Below are 13540 nucleotides of genomic sequence, written 5' to 3'. Positions count from 1 at the left end.
ACCGGATCCATGCTGAGGCAGTTCGCTCGAAACACCGCCATGGCCCTGGCCATCGCCATCGCCATGGCTGGTCAGGCTGAGGCGAAACCAGAGCAGGTCGCCGAGAGCGGCTTCAGCCTTGAGCAGCTGGACTGCATTCCCCCGGGGTGGGGTTGGATCCAACGCCCCGGACAAGCCCCACTGAAGGTCTGGGTCAAACGCGACCGGTTTTGGGGCTTGGAGATCAGCTTGCTGTTTCTTGGCAACAACACCTTCTTGAGCGCCATCGCACCGCCGAAGGCGGCCAAGAGCTATTTCCCAACGGTCAAGCCCTTCCACCAGATCAGCGTCGACGGTGCTGAGATCAAGGTCGAGTCAAGCCGGATCAATCAAACCAACCTGCTCTACACGCTCAACGACGACCAGGTCAGCCTGCTGCGCAAGGCGCAGCAGGGGATTGTGTTCGCAACCGATCCTGGTTTCGAGCCCAGCCCCCTGAATCAAGAGGAACGGCGCAGCCTGCAGGCGTTTCTTGAGGCGCAGCTCACGGAGAACAGCGAGATCGATTCGATCGAGGAGTGGTGTAGCGAGAGCTGATGAACTGCGACTTCTGCCTGCAGAGCGGGGAGCTGCACTACCGAATCCGCACGCAGGCCAGCGGCAGCTGGCGCTTCGCCTGTCCGGCCTGTTGGCAACGCCAGAGCCAAGAGCCCGGCTATCAATACGGCGGCACCCGCAAGGCCAACCGACGCGAGCGGGATAAACGCAAACGGCGCTAGCTGCGGTAGGCGTCGATGAAGCTCGCACGCACGGATGCGATCAACGTCTCAGGCAGCTCCAGTCCCGCCCCCTGGAGGTACTGATCCAGTGCTGGCCCGAGCTGATCCTGCAAGGCCAGGCACTGGGCCGCCGAGAGGGCTAAGGCTTGTTGATAGAGCTCTTTGTTCGTCTTGCCGAGATGGAACAAACGACAACCCTCATCGATGACCGCCGTCAGTTGCGGATCCCTGAGGCACTGGCTCTCGCTGCCGGCATAGGGAAGGCTGCGGTTGCGGATGACAGAACGAACCAGAGCAAAGGAGCGCTGGGCCAATTCCGGGCCGACTCGATCCTCCGCTTCACGGCGCTCCTTGATCTGGATCAAGGCATTGACCAACTCGGCAGCTTTGAAGAGCGCCAGACAGTGGCGTTGCTTTGGAGAGAGGGCCTCGAGTTGAACGAGAGAGTCCGCGACGGCCGCCAGAAAAGCCTCGTCTTTGTCAGCCAGGGCTGGGCAGGACCGCCAACGCTCCATCGCCCCTGCCACCGCTCATGCTGACCGTAGCCAGAGGGTGCCGCGATGACCGTTGAACGCCTGCAGATCCCGACACAACGCCCCTTTCAGTGCATCGCTCTCACCGAAGCCCTGGAGCGCTTCATCGCCAAGCAAGGGGAGAAGGACGGAACGGTGCTGATCAGCGGGCAGCACACCACAACGGCCGTGATCATCAACGAGATAGAGGAGCGTCTGATCTGGGACCTCGAGGCCTGGCTTGCTGAGATCGCCCCTGCCCAGCGCCCCTGGAAACACAACGACCTCGAGCTTCGGCCCAACATCCCTGCCGATGAACCCCGCAATGCCCACGCCCACCTGCAGGCGCTGCTGCTCGGCAACCAGGTGATGGTGGCCGTCCAGGACGGGACACCGGTGCTGGGGACGTATCAAGACGTGATCCTGGTGGAGCTGGACGGGCCGCGTCAGCGAACGGTCGCCCTGCAGTGGATTGCCTAGGGTCTGCGCCCAACGACATCCAGCCATGCCCAGCCGCGAACAGATCCTGGCCGCCTCCGCCGGCTGGGTGGCGGTGCTCTTGAACGTGGTGCCGGGCCTGGGAGCGGGCTACCTCTACCAACGGCGCTGGAAGGCCTACTGGATCACCTCGGCCCTGGCCACCGCTTGGTTTGTCGCCGGAGCGATGCTGGGCCAGGACGCTGAACCCGCAGCCGAAGCCCAGAACCAACTGGTGGGCCTGATCGGCCTGCTGCTGCTGGCCGGCGGCACTGCCACCGAAGCCGGTCTGGCGGTCAAGAAGGTGCGCGCCGGGCTGGAGTAGGTCCTCAGGTCTGCAGGGGGGCGAGCTCGCAACGGCCCTCCTTGTCGACGGGCCGCACGGGCCGATCCGAGACCATCCGCAGCTGGGACGTCAGGCTCTTGAGGTTGAAGGTCTCATCGCTGCCCACCGGGGGATCCACGGCCCGCCAGCTGGAGGCGTCACCCTCACGGCTGAACTCACCCACCCGCGTCTCAATCCGCAGCTCATCACCCCGCAGGGAAGAGGTGGTCTGCACCGAGAAGCGCAGCTCCGGGGTCGGCCGGTAGGCGTTCAGGGGCTCAATGAATGCATAGAGGCGGCCGCTGCGCGCATCAAAGACGACCTCCTGGCGGCCGGGTCCACTGCAGACCAGGCGCTTCAAGGAGGGAGAGGGCGTGCACCCCCAGACCAGAAGCAAGGCCAGGGGAAGTAGGCCGCTCAGACGTTCCATCAGCCCTAGCCGAAGGTGCTGCCGTTCCAGCCCCAGCTGCTGGCTTTGACATCCTCGAAGGCCACATAGATCCGATTGGCCGGGATGCCCGTTCGCGCTTCGATCAGATCGCAGAAGGCCGCAGTCATCGCCGGGGGCTTGAGGGCACCAATCGACTTGATCTCGACGTAGGCGCAGGGATCACTACTGCCGGCGAAGGTCATCGGCACCGCCGTCTCCAGCAGGGTCATCACGTAGGACTCCGGCTTGCCCGTCTGCTTGGCCAGGGCCGCCGAAAGGTCCTTGAGCAACCCGGCGGCATCGGCCAGCTCAGGCAGGGACGTGCGCACGTTGATCAGGGGCATCGCAGCTCAGGGCACTGAACTCAAATGTGCCATGACTAACGGTTTTGAAGGCAGTACTTGCCGGAGCTGAACCAACCTGAGGGACAGGAGCTGCCGCGTTTGTGGATTGCCTGGCGCTGATTGCTGGCGCTGCTCAGGCAGTAGTTCCCAGAGCTGTAGAAGCCGGATGGGCAACTGCCGTTTTTCTCAATCGCCCCGCGGGCTGAGGCGCTCGGCTGGCAGTAGCCACCGGAGCTGTAATAACCCGAGGGGCAACTGCCGAGCTTCGGCATCGGCCGCACGGGTTGCTGCGCCCAAACCGCCGCCGGGAGCAGCAGCGAGAGGGCCAGGGTCCTAAGGAGTGCAGGGGCCATCGGTCTTCACCTCCACCTGATCGCCGAGTTGCACCGAGGCAAGCATCGCCTTGAGGGTGGGTTCAGAGACGTTCAGGCAGCCGCCGGTGACCTGCTCGCCGATGCGCTGTTCGTTGTTGCTGCCGTGGATCGCGAAGCTGTACCAGCGGAATTTGCCGTCGTAGGTGTTGAAGGCAAAGGGCTGCTTGACGCTGTCGATCGGCTCCAGGCTGATGTAGCCGATTCCGTATTCACCGACCTCACCATCGCCCTTGAAGTCGATGGCGTTCATGTTCTTGAAGAGCGTCTCCTTGAGCTCCGCCTTGCTCTTACCGGACTGGGCGATCAGCTTGGGATCCATCTCAAAGCGGTCCTTGCTGAGGATCGCGTTGACCTTGAAGGAACCCAGGGGGGTGTAGCCCTCCTCGAAACGGGTCTTGGCACAGGTCACCCCAAGCCGGCCAAAGCCCACCTGAAAGGTGGTGCGCTCATCACCGCGCACCATCACCCCTTGGCTCTTGGCGGGGATGTTCTGATCCAGCTCAATCGTGATCGGAGCCGTGATGGCCGGCGCGCCACTGGCCGTGGTCTTGGGAGAGCTGCCGCCGCAACCGCTCAGGGCCAGAGCCAGGCTGATCCCGGCCAGCGAGGGGAGACGTCGCATCCAAGACCAACCGCACTCACTCCATGTTGGCGAGGACGCCTGGATTTGCATGCAGCAACCCTGGACGGCCGGGGCCGCTGGATTCACCATGAGGGCAGGCACCCTGAACCGATGGACGACGCACTGCTGGCCCTCGTGGAAGATCTGGGATCGGGGAACGTGCTTGATGCCGAGACCCTCGAGGGCTGCACGGTCGAGCCCCATGAGCTCGATGAGATGGATGAGGACCAGGCGGCAATCGTCGCGGCCCATGTGTTTGAGCAGCTCTTTGACCACGACGTCTCCCAACAGCGCGGGGAATCAGCCGATCCCGAGGAAGGGGTCTGGAGCGGCACGGTCGATTCCTTCAAGTTCACGATCGAGCGCGATGACGCCGGTGATCTGGTGCTGAACTTCAGCAGCGGGGACTAGGGCGATGGCACAGGCGACCTGGGCGGTGAAGCTGATCGACAAGGGCCGCACCCTGCAGGTTCAAGTGCAGGCCCACACCCAAGCCGAAGCGCGGACCATCGCTGAACATCAGTACCCCGGCTACAAGGCCATGAGTGCCCAGCGGGCCTAGGACAGGAGGCTTCACGATGAACACCCCCGCCCCCGACTGGATGCCGGATGCCGCGAAAGGCACCTACCCGGGCTGGGTGCAGCGCAAGGCGGTGACACTGGCGAAGCGCGATCAGAAACGCGGTGGCGTGGGCAACGTGCAGCAGTACCGCCTGGCGATCCACGAGGCGGTGCTGGCCTCAGAAGGCCGCGACCACTGGACCGGCGAATGGCTCGCCTGGGAGCTGATCGGCACCTACGACAACCGCGATGCGGCCACGGGCAAAGGTGAGAGCAAGAAGCGCTACGCGATGCTCCCCACCCTTGATCAACCCTCCAAGCAACCGGAACCCAACTTCGTGATCTGCGCCTGGCGCACCAATGACGCCAAGCACGACATGACGGCGCAGGAGCTGCTTCAGTTCTGCACTGCTGTGATCAAGCACAGCCCGAACTGGGGTGGCTCAGGCACAGCTGACGAGTAATCAATGCTTTCGGCAATAAAAAACCGCCGGTACTCCTACCGGCGGCGCTACATCCCGTACCCATGACCTGCGTTCCACAAGTTCTGGCTACGGACGCACGCTAGAGACCAGGAACAACACGTCCATCGGCCTTAGCAGTTCTTAGGACGCTATTGCGGTGAGGCAATCGCGAGCTTGCGCTTGAGGTCTTCGTTTTCATCCTCCAAAGCCTGAATCCGGGCCTTGAGCTGATCAACCTCCGAGGCTTTCTCGCTCAAGGTTGTGATCTTGGCGTGATAGGTCGAGGGGATTTCTTGAATCCACGAAGCTCAGACCAACTGATGCCGGCTGCTCACCAGTTCCCCGGTGCACTCCACCGGCAGAAGCTTGGAGCGTCCCTTGCCGTACCAAAGCTCCACCAAGGCCGCGCTCTTGATTCCGGGATTGGCTCCAGCCAGCAGCCAGAGCTCGTCATGCAACACCTGGGTCTGATCCGGCATTCCCACGTACCAAGGGGCCTCCGGATCCGCTGAGAGCTCCTCATGGAGCAGCAGCAGAGCCTCGAGAACGTCAGCAGCCAGTTCAGGCGTCATGCCTCCATCCAGGCACAGCGCCGGGGCCAAAAGCAAGGTGCAGAAGGACCTAGCGCAGGGGCATGCCTTCGCTTGGCTTTAGCGCGCGCTGCAGCGCAGCCGGATGGCAATGGGGATGGCGCATCACCTCCTCACGCCAGCTCCAGACGGCCTGCTGCACCGCAGGGCGAGTGTGTTGGGACGCAGGACGTGGGGCGGCAGGCATGTGGTTGTTGGTGATGGTCTCTTCAGCGTTGGCAGCGCAACAGCAGCGAACTGTCCGCTCTGAACACCTCTTGAAAAACAGGTAGAAGTGCGCACCAAGAAAGAGCGCAACTGCTGACGACTTTCCCCATCCGTAGCAACGACAACCGGATTCTGTGAACGGGGTTCAGATTGAACAAACCCAAAGGTCCATCGGGGGAGACAGTTAACTCACAACCACCACTTCCCCCCTGCCATGGAAATCCTTGCCGTCATCGCCATCGTCGGTGCAGCCTTCGGCGGAGCAGCTGCCCTGACCAAGAAGTGAGCGACTGACGCTCCAGAGGAAACCGCAACCCCTGGGCTCGTTTGGGTCCAGGGGTTTTTGCTGGGCTATAGCAGGGACAACCGGCCCAGGAGCCATGCGCCGCTCAGTCCTGCCGCTCTTGACCCTGATCGGGATCGCCGCCCTGAGCCAGCAGCCTCCGGCCCGCGCCGACAACACGGTCGCCTACTGCCAGCTCAGCCGCCACGACCACACCATTGCCCTGGAGTCCGGTCCCTGCGCGTTCTCCCAACGCCAGGGGAACGTCAACGTTCAGATGGGCAAGCGCTGGGCCTTTCACTTCCCGGCCGATCAACAAGGACAGAGCTATCAGCGCAGCAACAGCGAGCAGGGCCTGCGCTTTACCCGCGAGGGGGACTACACCTTGAGCGTCTTCTGGCGGCACTCCCTGCAGTGCGCCGGCAGGAGCGAACCAGTCTCGGTGGCCTACACACCAACAGGGGCAGATCTGGCCATCGGCGATCAACACATCGCACTCCAGAGCGCTCGCTCCGGCAGCGGCGCCCGTTACACGGCACCAGGCGTTGAACTCTGGGAGCATCAGGGCACCACCCGGATCGATTGGTTCGGCACTGTCCTGCTCTGCCAATGAACCCCTGCATCACCGGCCAAAACGCCGCGATCCGCGCCGCCATGGCCGAGCCCGGGACCTACTGGCGCCAGCACTCGCCCCTGCAACTCGATCAGCTGCGCTCGGGCTTTGCCTGCGCGCTGCACATGCACCAACCGACCATCCCGGCGGGCTCTGGCGGGGAGTTGATCTCCCACCTCCAGTACATGTTTGAGCACCCGGGGGAGGGCGATAACCACAACGCCGAGCCCTTCGCCCAGTGCTACCGCCGCCTGGCCGATCTGATCCCCCAGCTGATCGAGCAGGGCTGCAACCCGCGGATCATGCTCGACATCTCCGGGAATCTGCTTTGGGGAGCCGAGCAGATGGGCCGCAGCGACATCACAGATGCCTGGCGCCACCTGGCCTGTGATCCCCTGATGCAACGGCACGTCGAGTGGCTCGGCACCTTCTGGGGCCATGCCGTCGCCCCCTCGACTCCGATCCCGGATCTACGGCTGCAGATCGAGGCCTGGCAGCACCAGTTCGCCTCAGCCTTTGGCCTGGAGGCCCTGCAGCGGGTGCGCGGCTTCTCCCTACCGGAGATGGCCCTGCCCAATCACCCCGACACCCTCTTCGCCCTGGTCGATGCCCTGCAACAAGCCGGCTACCGCTGGGTTCTGCTGCAGGAGCACAGCGTCGAGACCCTCGCTGGCGGCCCCCTCAGTGAGGCCCAGAAGTATCTGCCCAATCGCCTCATCGCCCGCAATGGCCAGGGCGAGCGCCGCGAGATCACCGCCTTGATCAAAACCCAGGGCTCCGACACCAAGCTGGTGGGCCAGATGCAGCCCTACTACGAGGCCCTCAGCCGGGATCGCCTCCCCCTGGGAGACATCAGCGTGCCGTCCCTGGTCTCCCAGATCGCCGATGGCGAAAACGGCGGCGTGATGATGAACGAATTCCCCCAGGCCTTCCTGCAGGCCCACCAGCGCAGCGCCGCTGAGCCGGGCACCGCCGCCATTAACGGCAGCGAATACCTCGAACTGCTGGATTGCGACCCCGCCGCCTTCCCCTCGATCCAGGCCGCAGGCCAGGGGGAACTCCTGCAAGGACTCGAAGAGCGCTGGTCAGCACAGCAGCTGCAGGAGCGCATCGAGGCCGGCTGCAACGTCGAGGGGGCCTCCTGGACCAACGACCTCAGTTGGGTCAAGGGCTACGAGAGCGTGCTGGAGCCGATGCAGCAACTCAGCGCCGCCTTCCACCAGCGCTACCCGACGGCCCTCCCCAGTGATCCCAGCTACCAGCAGGCCCTGCTGCACCTGTTGCTGCTGGAGACCAGCTGCTTCCGCTACTGGGGCCAGGGCACCTGGACCGATTACGCCCGCGAGATTCACAGCCGCGGCCAGGCGCTGCTGAGCCCCTAGAGCCAGAGCGCCCCGATCAGCAGACCCATCAAGAGACCAACGCCCCAGGCCAGCCAGGCCCCTTGGTATTCGGTCTTTAGACCCAGCTTGTTCTTGATCCAGAAGTAGGAGTGCTCATCGGCCCGAAGCAGTTGGCGAAACGGATTGTCCATAGCTGATCTCTAGCCACGGCACATCGGCAGAAGCACGGGGAACACTCGACTCAGCCGGAGCGCTCCCATGCATCCATCCGTTCGCCAGTGGCTTGAACGCAGCCGTCGCCATGCACCCCTGCCAGAGCGCACGGTGCTGGAGCTGGCCCGCACGATTCAACGCTGGCAGCAACATCCAGCCGGTCCCGCCCAGGCCCCTAGAGCGATTCAAAAGCGGGGCCTGCGGGCACGCGATCGCCTGGTGCGCCACAACCTCGCCCTGGTGGGATTCACCTGGAGAAAGCAACACAGCGGCCTCAGCCCTGAGGATGCAGCAACGGCCGATGCCCTGCAGGAGGCGGCCCTGAATCTGCTGCGGGCCGCAGAGAAATTTGACCCAACCCGGGGCTATCGCTTCTCCACCTACGCCAGCTTCTGGATCCGCCGCGGATTGCTGCGGTTCTGCCAGCGCGACCGGCGCTGCATTGCCTTCCCCCGCGAGCAGGCCGCACTGGTGCTCAAGGCCGAGCAACTCAGTGAAGAGCGCATGCGCTGCAATGGGATTGGCCCCAGCCTGAGCTGGCTCGCCGCCCAGCTGAGCACGAGAAAACAGCCCATCGCCCCAGCGCAATTAGAAGCCTTGATCCGCAGCTGGAATCACACCCAGACCTGCTCAATTGAGGCCTTCGCTTTCTAAGTCAAATCCAAAGGATCAGCCCCTCATCAGCCATCGCCCCTAGAGCAAAGAGGGTGAACAAGGGGCCGTGAATCCGGCTGTACTCCGCCAACAGATTCAGGCGCTGCAGCGGGCCATCAGCACTCTGCAGCAGGACTGGAGCATTGCCGTCTGCGCAGCGGATGAACGGCTGATTGGGATCGTCTGCCTACTGCTCGATCGCTGCGACTTTGCTGCGGGGTCCATCGCAGAACTGCTGGCCCTGCCGCTGCCCAAGCAGCAGAAGTTGCTGCTGATTTGTGATGACGAGCTCGCCGATGGCGGCGCCCTGGAGTTGATCCAGCGCCTGCCGCAGGCAACGGTCCTGGTCTGCCTCGATGCCGCCATTCCGCAGGAACGCCTGGCCCTGCTCTGGCGCAGCGGCGCTGCGGGACTCTGCTGCCGCCAGCACTGCGGCGGCGGTCGTCTGCTCCAGGCGGTGCTGATGCTGATGCGGGGGCTGCAATCCCTCGATCCGCTGTTGGGGGAGCGACTGCGCGAGCAACCACCGCGGCTGATTCCCCTACAAGGGAACGAGCAGCACCTGCTGGAGCTGCTCGCCCGCGGTTTCAACAGCCGTGAGATCGCGGCGCTGGAGCAACGCCGCAGCGACACCATCCGCCGTCAGCTCAGTGCGCTGTACCGCAAAGTCGGTGTGCGAGACCAGCGCGCCTTGCTCGCCTGGGGGCTCGGACAGGGCCTGGTGCGCCCCCGCGACCTGGCCTGCCGCACACCAGATCACTGAGCCGCCCGGCCTCCAGCACCGGCAGCAGGTCCAGCAGCTTGAACTGATCGCTCCGGCTTGGGAGCCATTCCGCCAGCACTTGGCGATCCCCCAGCGGCACCGGCCGGGGCAACGGCAACAGCCGCCCCAGCATCGGTAGCCAGCGCCCCTCAGACCAGGGCTCAAAGCAGCTGATCTCAGCGAGGGCGCTGATCGCCTCGGCCGCTGGAGCGAGCGCCGCCAAATAGAAGAGCGTTGGCAGCTTCTCCACCGGCAGGGGTAAAGGCAGCCACATCCCCCGTTCACAGGCGATTGCCATCGCCTGGTGGTGGTGGGCCGTCAACAGCAATTGGGTGGCCATGGGTTTCGGTCTCTCTGGGCCGGTTCTGGCTGCTGCCCGGCCCCCGGCGCCGCCCACAGCCGTGGCGCGTTGTTGCACAGCTGTGGGGAGCGCCCAGACGTCACTGGAGTCTTTCGGGCTCAGACGGCTCTGGTCTTTCGCCTTCTTTCGGACTTGGCAGGCGCGGGTAGCCTCCCGCACCTGTTTGAACGCCATGCCCACTCGCCTCAGCTCCGAGCAACGCCGTTTTGCCTGCCAGCACCTCGGTCTCGCCCACCAACAAGCCCACCGCTATGCGCGGCGCTGGGGCATGCCGATCGAGGAGCTACTCAGCCCGGCCTACGAAGGGCTCTGCAAAGGAGCAGCCCAGTTCGATGCCGCCAAGGGCTATCGCCCCTCCAGCTACCTGGTCAGCAAGGTCAAAGGGGAGCTGCTGCATCACCTGCGCGACACCGGCTTCGCCGTGCGCATCAGCCATCGCTACCGCGAGCTCTGGGTCAAGGCCCGCCGCTGGCTCGAGCTGGACCTCAGCGACGCCGAGATCGCCATCCGCCTAGGGGTGCCCCTGGCCCTCTGGCTGGACTGCCGCCAGGCCTGCGGACTGCGCCCCGGAACCCTTGAGGGCCTTTGACATGGACCCTTGCGACTCCAAGACCTCACCCACCTGCTCACAGGACTGCTGCCCCTCTTCAGCCAGCGGCGCCCAGCCCCCAGCCCCCGCCGCCGCTCCTTTGAGCAGGGGGACTGGCTGGCGGAGCTCGAGCTGCTGCAACTGGCCCAGGAACTCAAAGCCCTGGCCGATCAACGCGGCGGATTTGAAGCCGAGCTCTTCGATCTGATGGTTTCCATCGCCGATGTGCTCGAGCTCGACCATGGTTGGCAGCGCAGTCAATCCAACCAATGGCTCGTGCGCATGGGCCTGTGGGAGGAGGACCTCTCCGACGAGGCCTAAAGCCCCTCGCAGTGCTGCAGACTCAGAAGTAGAAGGCCCCATCCACCGGGGACTGCCGCACCGCCTTGCAGCGGGTCGCCACACGCCAGAGGGCTTTGTGGATGGGCGTGGGGTCAAAGCGCACCAGCAGGGGGTAGCGCTGGCGCAGCAGCGCCGTCCCGCGCCAGGCGTTGTAGTGGGGGATGGCCGAGTTCACGTGGTGGCAGACGTGGGTTGAGCCAATGCCGTGGTGCAGCAGGTTGATCAGCGGGCCGTAGGGCCGATCAACGGTCTGCAGCGCCCCCTTCACCCAGGTCCAGTGCTGGGAGTCGTAGTGGGGAATCTCCACATCGGTGTGCTGCAGCCAGGTGTAAACCACGAGCCAGCCATTCACCACCAGATAAGGAAGGCCGTAGACCGCCAGCACCCGCAGCGGCGAGAACTGAATCGCGGCCACGACAAGGGCCCCCAGCACCACCACTAGGCCAATGTTGGAGCGCAGCATCCAGCGGCGGAAGGCCGCAGGGAAGAGGGGCCGCTTCAGGGGAACGCCCTGCTCAGGCATCCGGAAATGGGAGACCGAACTGCCGTAGGCCTCACCGCCGGTGACACCAAACAGCAGATAGAGCGGCCAGCCGATGACGACGTGGTTGAACAAGGCCACCAAGCCCGCCATGGGGCGACCGAGCTTGCGGGCCAGTCCTTCGGTGAATAGCCCCATGGGCGAGCTCGCCCGCGGCGGCACATGGGTCTGGCCCCGCTCGAGCTCGTTGCAATAGGCGTGGTGCACCGCATGACTGCGGGCCCAGCAGTAGTAGGGGACCAGCAGCAGGCTGTGCAGCACAAAGCCCACCACACCCTCGACCCGTCGATTGGGGTGGAAGGCGTTGTGGCCGCATTCGTGGGCCAGGACCCAACAGCCCATGGCCACGGTGCCGGTCCCCAGCCCGTAGAAGAGCCAGAGCGGCAGGGCCGCCCAGCTCAAAGGAATCAAGGTGCCCAGCCCGTAGGCCAACAGGGACAGGCCCAAGGAGAGGGCCAGGCTCCCCCAGGACTTCAGCGGGTCATGGCGCAGCAACTCCTCCGGCAGCGCGCCGAGCAGTTCGGCCTTGCTGGGGAAGTCCTGATCGGCGGGGCTGATCGAACGCCGGGAAGGGGAAGAAACGGCCGCGGTCAAACGGACCACCTGGTCAAAAGGAACACAACGGCCTTCGGATTTGCTTAAGAATCTATGGACCGACGGTTCGCCCTGGCCAGAATGCCCGCCATGGACCATCCCCTGGTGTTTGTGATCGCTCCGCAGACGGGGCTTCCGCAGGGAGAGACCAGCTGGGCAGAACTCGTTGCGCTCCAGCACCAGGGCCCCAGCAGGGGCTTCGCCCTTCGCCTGTTTGTGGCTGGCGAAACGCCAAGCGATGGCCTCGCCCAATTGCCCTGGGACGGCCAGTTGGATCCAGGCGGCAGTGGATCCCTGCGCAGGCTGATCTGTGATGCGGTGGTCCCCGGCTTTGCTCCCCAGGAGAACGCCATCGGCGTCTACGAGCGCAGCAGCGATCCAGACGTCCTGCGCTGCATCGATTGCTTTGCGCTTCAGGACGCCGTCAATGAGACCTGCTGGTTCTATCCCACCCATGACGGTCGTTTTCTGAGCTGGCAGCGGGATCTGGCCCTCCGCCTCGAGCCCGGTGTGGTGGCCGCCGAGGGGACCAGCCAGGTCCCCGAGAGCTATGAGCGCAGCCACCTCGCCCTGCTCTGGAGCCTGCTGGCCGATGACGAGAGCCTGACCTGCGTCGGCCTGACCTACGGCGGCCAACGGATCGAGTGGGGCATCAGCCAAGGAACGCCCGCTTGCCAGACCACCTGGAGCGTCTTCACCGTGGACACCGAGGCCGAGGTGAGCCTGACCGTGAATGCGCGCGCCCAGGTGCTGGAGCCCTGATGGGCAAAACCAGCCCCCCGGAGCGAAGGGAACTGCTGGAGCTCCTGCGCCAGAACCCCAGGGGCAGCGCCAACCGGCAGCGCCAGCGGATCGAGCAGCTCATTGGCGTCCTCGAGGGCGCCCAGCCGGCGGACCTCTCGGACCCGAGTACCCAGCCGCTGTTGGAGGGAGTCTGGGAGTTGCGCTGGAGCAGCAGCCAGCAGCCCTATTTGACGGTCGCCCCCTGGCTGGAGAACCTCCAGGGCCTGGCCCCCTCCCAAGGACGCGGCGTCAACCAGCTGCGCCTACCCGGGCCCCTGGGCGCCATCACCGTGGAAGCTCAGTTGACCCTGGACCCCGATCGCGCCCAGCGGGTCCAGGTGCGCTTTCGCCGCGGTGGCTGGGTTGGACCCAACCTTGGGGGGAAGCGTCTCCAGTGGCTCCAGGACGTTCAGCAGTCCTTCCCGGCCTGGCTGGACATCACCGTTGTCGATCGCGAGCTCAGGATCTGCCGCGGCAATGCCGGCACCCTCTTTGCCCTGCTGCGGCGGCCGGAGTTGAGCGTCGATCAACTGCTCAAGCCCTAAACCAAAAACCCCCGTGCCAAGCGGCCGGGGGTGATGGAATGCGCAGTTGGTTGAAGCGGCTGGTTTGGCGCCTGGGGCCGAACATTCCAGGTGTGGGGCTTTGTGCTCCTGGGGCACCTCAGGCGGTGCAGATGGAGTGTCGACGGCTCAGACGTCCCTAATCAGTGTCCGATCCGACGACCTGCCTCACGAATGGGTGAAGACTGTTGGAGCAGGGGCCAGAAGTCAGCGTGCTTCTGCTGCTAGCGAGGT

At 64.7% G+C, this 13540-nt stretch carries 24 protein-coding genes; 15 read left to right on the top strand and 9 right to left on the bottom strand.

Features of this window, described 5'->3' with window-relative positions; translation table 11 throughout:
* Window positions 1-9 precede the first annotated feature (9 nt).
* Both ACXIQ9_RS06630 and ACXIQ9_RS06625 read left to right on the top strand, forming a co-directional pair.
* On the top strand, window positions 10-576 hold the full coding sequence (locus ACXIQ9_RS06630) for a hypothetical protein (protein WP_459016146.1): 567 nt from the start codon (window positions 10-12) through the stop codon (window positions 574-576).
* Entirely contained in the window at window positions 576-758 is a 183-nt protein-coding gene (locus tag ACXIQ9_RS06625) for a hypothetical protein (RefSeq protein ID WP_010317708.1), read from the top strand. The genes ACXIQ9_RS06630 and ACXIQ9_RS06625 overlap by 1 nt, the downstream gene beginning before the upstream one ends.
* On the opposite strand, the gene ACXIQ9_RS06620 is transcribed toward ACXIQ9_RS06625, so the two are convergent.
* Window positions 755-1273, bottom strand: a complete 519-nt coding sequence (locus ACXIQ9_RS06620; RefSeq protein WP_459016145.1) for a hypothetical protein — start codon at window positions 1271-1273, stop codon at window positions 755-757. The genes ACXIQ9_RS06625 and ACXIQ9_RS06620 overlap by 4 nt on opposite strands.
* Window positions 1274-1318: 45 nt before the next feature.
* Between ACXIQ9_RS06620 and ACXIQ9_RS06615 the strand changes: the two genes are divergently transcribed.
* The gene (locus tag ACXIQ9_RS06615) at window positions 1319-1750 is read left to right on the top strand and encodes a secondary thiamine-phosphate synthase enzyme YjbQ (RefSeq protein ID WP_459016144.1); all 432 of its coding nucleotides are present in this window, start codon (window positions 1319-1321) and stop codon (window positions 1748-1750) included.
* A gap of 25 nt (window positions 1751-1775) precedes the next feature.
* Complete coding sequence (locus ACXIQ9_RS06610; protein ID WP_459016143.1) at window positions 1776-2072, top strand: hypothetical protein; 297 nt, start codon at window positions 1776-1778, stop codon at window positions 2070-2072.
* A 4-nt stretch (window positions 2073-2076) separates the two neighbouring features.
* On the opposite strand, the gene ACXIQ9_RS06605 is transcribed toward ACXIQ9_RS06610, so the two are convergent.
* The 4 genes from ACXIQ9_RS06605 to ACXIQ9_RS06590 are packed head-to-tail and all read right to left on the bottom strand — an operon-like array spanning window position 2077 to window position 3842.
* Window positions 2077-2502 carry a hypothetical protein gene (locus tag ACXIQ9_RS06605; protein ID WP_459016142.1) on the bottom strand — a complete coding sequence of 142 codons (426 nt, stop codon included), beginning with the start codon at window positions 2500-2502 and terminating at the stop codon, window positions 2077-2079.
* Window positions 2503-2507: 5 nt separating this feature from the next.
* Entirely contained in the window at window positions 2508-2846 is a 339-nt protein-coding gene (locus ACXIQ9_RS06600; RefSeq protein ID WP_459016141.1) for a phenylpyruvate tautomerase MIF-related protein, read from the bottom strand.
* 35 nt (window positions 2847-2881) lie between these two features.
* Window positions 2882-3199: a hypothetical protein gene (locus ACXIQ9_RS06595; protein ID WP_459016140.1), complete on the bottom strand. Its 318-nt coding sequence runs from the start codon at window positions 3197-3199 to the stop codon at window positions 2882-2884.
* Window positions 3180-3842, bottom strand: coding sequence for a L,D-transpeptidase (locus tag ACXIQ9_RS06590; RefSeq protein ID WP_010317694.1), 663 nt, complete (start codon window positions 3840-3842; stop codon window positions 3180-3182). The genes ACXIQ9_RS06595 and ACXIQ9_RS06590 overlap by 20 nt, the downstream gene beginning before the upstream one ends.
* A 111-nt stretch (window positions 3843-3953) precedes the next feature.
* Between ACXIQ9_RS06590 and ACXIQ9_RS06585 the strand changes: the two genes are divergently transcribed.
* The 3 genes from ACXIQ9_RS06585 to ACXIQ9_RS06575 are packed head-to-tail and all read left to right on the top strand — an operon-like array spanning window position 3954 to window position 4867.
* Complete coding sequence (locus ACXIQ9_RS06585) at window positions 3954-4253, top strand: hypothetical protein (protein WP_029626373.1); 300 nt, start codon at window positions 3954-3956, stop codon at window positions 4251-4253.
* 4 nt (window positions 4254-4257) lie between these two features.
* Window positions 4258-4404 carry a hypothetical protein gene (locus tag ACXIQ9_RS06580; protein ID WP_010317690.1) on the top strand — a complete coding sequence of 49 codons (147 nt, stop codon included), beginning with the start codon at window positions 4258-4260 and terminating at the stop codon, window positions 4402-4404.
* Between the two features lie 16 nt (window positions 4405-4420).
* Entirely contained in the window at window positions 4421-4867 is a 447-nt protein-coding gene (locus ACXIQ9_RS06575) for a hypothetical protein (RefSeq protein WP_459016139.1), read from the top strand.
* A 308-nt stretch (window positions 4868-5175) separates the two neighbouring features.
* Here ACXIQ9_RS06575 and ACXIQ9_RS06570 read toward each other — a convergent pair whose 3' ends face one another.
* Together ACXIQ9_RS06570 and ACXIQ9_RS06565 are read right to left on the bottom strand one after the other, a co-directional pair.
* Complete coding sequence (locus tag ACXIQ9_RS06570) at window positions 5176-5439, bottom strand: hypothetical protein (protein ID WP_010317684.1); 264 nt, start codon at window positions 5437-5439, stop codon at window positions 5176-5178.
* A 49-nt stretch (window positions 5440-5488) separates the two neighbouring features.
* Window positions 5489-5644, bottom strand: coding sequence for a hypothetical protein (locus tag ACXIQ9_RS06565; protein ID WP_459016138.1), 156 nt, complete (start codon window positions 5642-5644; stop codon window positions 5489-5491).
* A gap of 400 nt (window positions 5645-6044) precedes the next feature.
* Between ACXIQ9_RS06565 and ACXIQ9_RS06560 the strand changes: the two genes are divergently transcribed.
* Both ACXIQ9_RS06560 and ACXIQ9_RS06555 read left to right on the top strand, forming a co-directional pair.
* Entirely contained in the window at window positions 6045-6560 is a 516-nt protein-coding gene (locus ACXIQ9_RS06560) for an MliC family protein (RefSeq protein ID WP_459016137.1), read from the top strand.
* Window positions 6557-7942, top strand: a complete 1386-nt coding sequence (locus ACXIQ9_RS06555) for a glycosyl hydrolase family 57 (protein WP_459016136.1) — start codon at window positions 6557-6559, stop codon at window positions 7940-7942. The genes ACXIQ9_RS06560 and ACXIQ9_RS06555 overlap by 4 nt, the downstream gene beginning before the upstream one ends.
* Here the strand turns inward: ACXIQ9_RS06555 and ACXIQ9_RS06550 are convergent.
* Window positions 7939-8094, bottom strand: a complete 156-nt coding sequence (locus ACXIQ9_RS06550; RefSeq protein WP_459016135.1) for a hypothetical protein — start codon at window positions 8092-8094, stop codon at window positions 7939-7941. The genes ACXIQ9_RS06555 and ACXIQ9_RS06550 overlap by 4 nt on opposite strands.
* A 67-nt stretch (window positions 8095-8161) precedes the next feature.
* On the opposite strand from ACXIQ9_RS06550, the gene ACXIQ9_RS06545 reads away from it, so the two are divergent.
* The 4 genes from ACXIQ9_RS06545 to ACXIQ9_RS06530 all read left to right on the top strand — a co-directional run bounded on the left by ACXIQ9_RS06545 (window position 8162) and on the right by ACXIQ9_RS06530 (window position 10804).
* Complete coding sequence (locus tag ACXIQ9_RS06545; RefSeq protein ID WP_459016134.1) at window positions 8162-8770, top strand: sigma factor; 609 nt, start codon at window positions 8162-8164, stop codon at window positions 8768-8770.
* 67 nt (window positions 8771-8837) lie between these two features.
* On the top strand, window positions 8838-9533 hold the full coding sequence (locus tag ACXIQ9_RS06540; RefSeq protein WP_459016133.1) for a DNA-binding response regulator: 696 nt from the start codon (window positions 8838-8840) through the stop codon (window positions 9531-9533).
* 533 nt (window positions 9534-10066) lie between these two features.
* Entirely contained in the window at window positions 10067-10483 is a 417-nt protein-coding gene (locus ACXIQ9_RS06535; RefSeq protein WP_247478998.1) for a sigma factor, read from the top strand.
* A 9-nt stretch (window positions 10484-10492) separates the two neighbouring features.
* The gene (locus ACXIQ9_RS06530; protein ID WP_459016132.1) at window positions 10493-10804 is read left to right on the top strand and encodes a hypothetical protein; all 312 of its coding nucleotides are present in this window, start codon (window positions 10493-10495) and stop codon (window positions 10802-10804) included.
* Between the two features lie 22 nt (window positions 10805-10826).
* Here ACXIQ9_RS06530 and ACXIQ9_RS06525 read toward each other — a convergent pair whose 3' ends face one another.
* Window positions 10827-11969: a fatty acid desaturase gene (locus tag ACXIQ9_RS06525; protein WP_459016131.1), complete on the bottom strand. Its 1143-nt coding sequence runs from the start codon at window positions 11967-11969 to the stop codon at window positions 10827-10829.
* An 81-nt stretch (window positions 11970-12050) separates the two neighbouring features.
* Here ACXIQ9_RS06525 and ACXIQ9_RS06520 point away from each other — a divergent pair, with 81 nt between their 5' ends.
* Window positions 12051-12722: a hypothetical protein gene (locus ACXIQ9_RS06520; RefSeq protein WP_459016130.1), complete on the top strand. Its 672-nt coding sequence runs from the start codon at window positions 12051-12053 to the stop codon at window positions 12720-12722.
* Window positions 12722-13288: a PAP/fibrillin family protein gene (locus ACXIQ9_RS06515; RefSeq protein WP_424163863.1), complete on the top strand. Its 567-nt coding sequence runs from the start codon at window positions 12722-12724 to the stop codon at window positions 13286-13288. Before ACXIQ9_RS06520 ends, ACXIQ9_RS06515 begins: the two co-directional genes overlap by 1 nt.
* The last annotated feature ends 252 nt before the right edge of the window (window positions 13289-13540 follow it).

This window comes from Synechococcus sp. LTW-G, assembly GCF_054459035.1.
Note: the sequence above shows the minus strand (reverse complement) of the source record. Positions and strands in the feature narration are given on the sequence as shown.

What these genes read in the sequence shown, in the direction of transcription:
- ACXIQ9_RS06605 (WP_459016142.1), bottom strand. Translation starts at nt 2,502, where the DNA reads ATGGAACGTCTGAGCGGCCTACTTCCCCTGGCCTTGCTTCTGGTCTGG.
- ACXIQ9_RS06515 (WP_424163863.1), top strand. Translation starts at nt 12,722, where the DNA reads ATGGGCAAAACCAGCCCCCCGGAGCGAAGGGAACTGCTGGAGCTCCTG.
- ACXIQ9_RS06625 (WP_010317708.1), top strand. Translation starts at nt 576, where the DNA reads ATGAACTGCGACTTCTGCCTGCAGAGCGGGGAGCTGCACTACCGAATC.
- ACXIQ9_RS06580 (WP_010317690.1), top strand. Translation starts at nt 4,258, where the DNA reads ATGGCACAGGCGACCTGGGCGGTGAAGCTGATCGACAAGGGCCGCACC.
- ACXIQ9_RS06565 (WP_459016138.1), bottom strand. Translation starts at nt 5,644, where the DNA reads ATGCCTGCCGCCCCACGTCCTGCGTCCCAACACACTCGCCCTGCGGTG.
- ACXIQ9_RS06555 (WP_459016136.1), top strand. Translation starts at nt 6,557, where the DNA reads ATGAACCCCTGCATCACCGGCCAAAACGCCGCGATCCGCGCCGCCATG.
- ACXIQ9_RS06550 (WP_459016135.1), bottom strand. Translation starts at nt 8,094, where the DNA reads ATGGACAATCCGTTTCGCCAACTGCTTCGGGCCGATGAGCACTCCTAC.
- ACXIQ9_RS06595 (WP_459016140.1), bottom strand. Translation starts at nt 3,199, where the DNA reads ATGGCCCCTGCACTCCTTAGGACCCTGGCCCTCTCGCTGCTGCTCCCG.
- ACXIQ9_RS06545 (WP_459016134.1), top strand. Translation starts at nt 8,162, where the DNA reads ATGCATCCATCCGTTCGCCAGTGGCTTGAACGCAGCCGTCGCCATGCA.
- ACXIQ9_RS06535 (WP_247478998.1), top strand. Translation starts at nt 10,067, where the DNA reads ATGCCCACTCGCCTCAGCTCCGAGCAACGCCGTTTTGCCTGCCAGCAC.
- ACXIQ9_RS06585 (WP_029626373.1), top strand. Translation starts at nt 3,954, where the DNA reads ATGGACGACGCACTGCTGGCCCTCGTGGAAGATCTGGGATCGGGGAAC.
- ACXIQ9_RS06610 (WP_459016143.1), top strand. Translation starts at nt 1,776, where the DNA reads ATGCCCAGCCGCGAACAGATCCTGGCCGCCTCCGCCGGCTGGGTGGCG.
- ACXIQ9_RS06575 (WP_459016139.1), top strand. Translation starts at nt 4,421, where the DNA reads ATGAACACCCCCGCCCCCGACTGGATGCCGGATGCCGCGAAAGGCACC.
- ACXIQ9_RS06570 (WP_010317684.1), bottom strand. Translation starts at nt 5,439, where the DNA reads ATGACGCCTGAACTGGCTGCTGACGTTCTCGAGGCTCTGCTGCTGCTC.
- ACXIQ9_RS06560 (WP_459016137.1), top strand. Translation starts at nt 6,045, where the DNA reads ATGCGCCGCTCAGTCCTGCCGCTCTTGACCCTGATCGGGATCGCCGCC.
- ACXIQ9_RS06590 (WP_010317694.1), bottom strand. Translation starts at nt 3,842, where the DNA reads ATGCGACGTCTCCCCTCGCTGGCCGGGATCAGCCTGGCTCTGGCCCTG.
- ACXIQ9_RS06615 (WP_459016144.1), top strand. Translation starts at nt 1,319, where the DNA reads ATGACCGTTGAACGCCTGCAGATCCCGACACAACGCCCCTTTCAGTGC.
- ACXIQ9_RS06630 (WP_459016146.1), top strand. Translation starts at nt 10, where the DNA reads ATGCTGAGGCAGTTCGCTCGAAACACCGCCATGGCCCTGGCCATCGCC.
- ACXIQ9_RS06520 (WP_459016130.1), top strand. Translation starts at nt 12,051, where the DNA reads ATGGACCATCCCCTGGTGTTTGTGATCGCTCCGCAGACGGGGCTTCCG.
- ACXIQ9_RS06600 (WP_459016141.1), bottom strand. Translation starts at nt 2,846, where the DNA reads ATGCCCCTGATCAACGTGCGCACGTCCCTGCCTGAGCTGGCCGATGCC.
- ACXIQ9_RS06620 (WP_459016145.1), bottom strand. Translation starts at nt 1,273, where the DNA reads ATGGAGCGTTGGCGGTCCTGCCCAGCCCTGGCTGACAAAGACGAGGCT.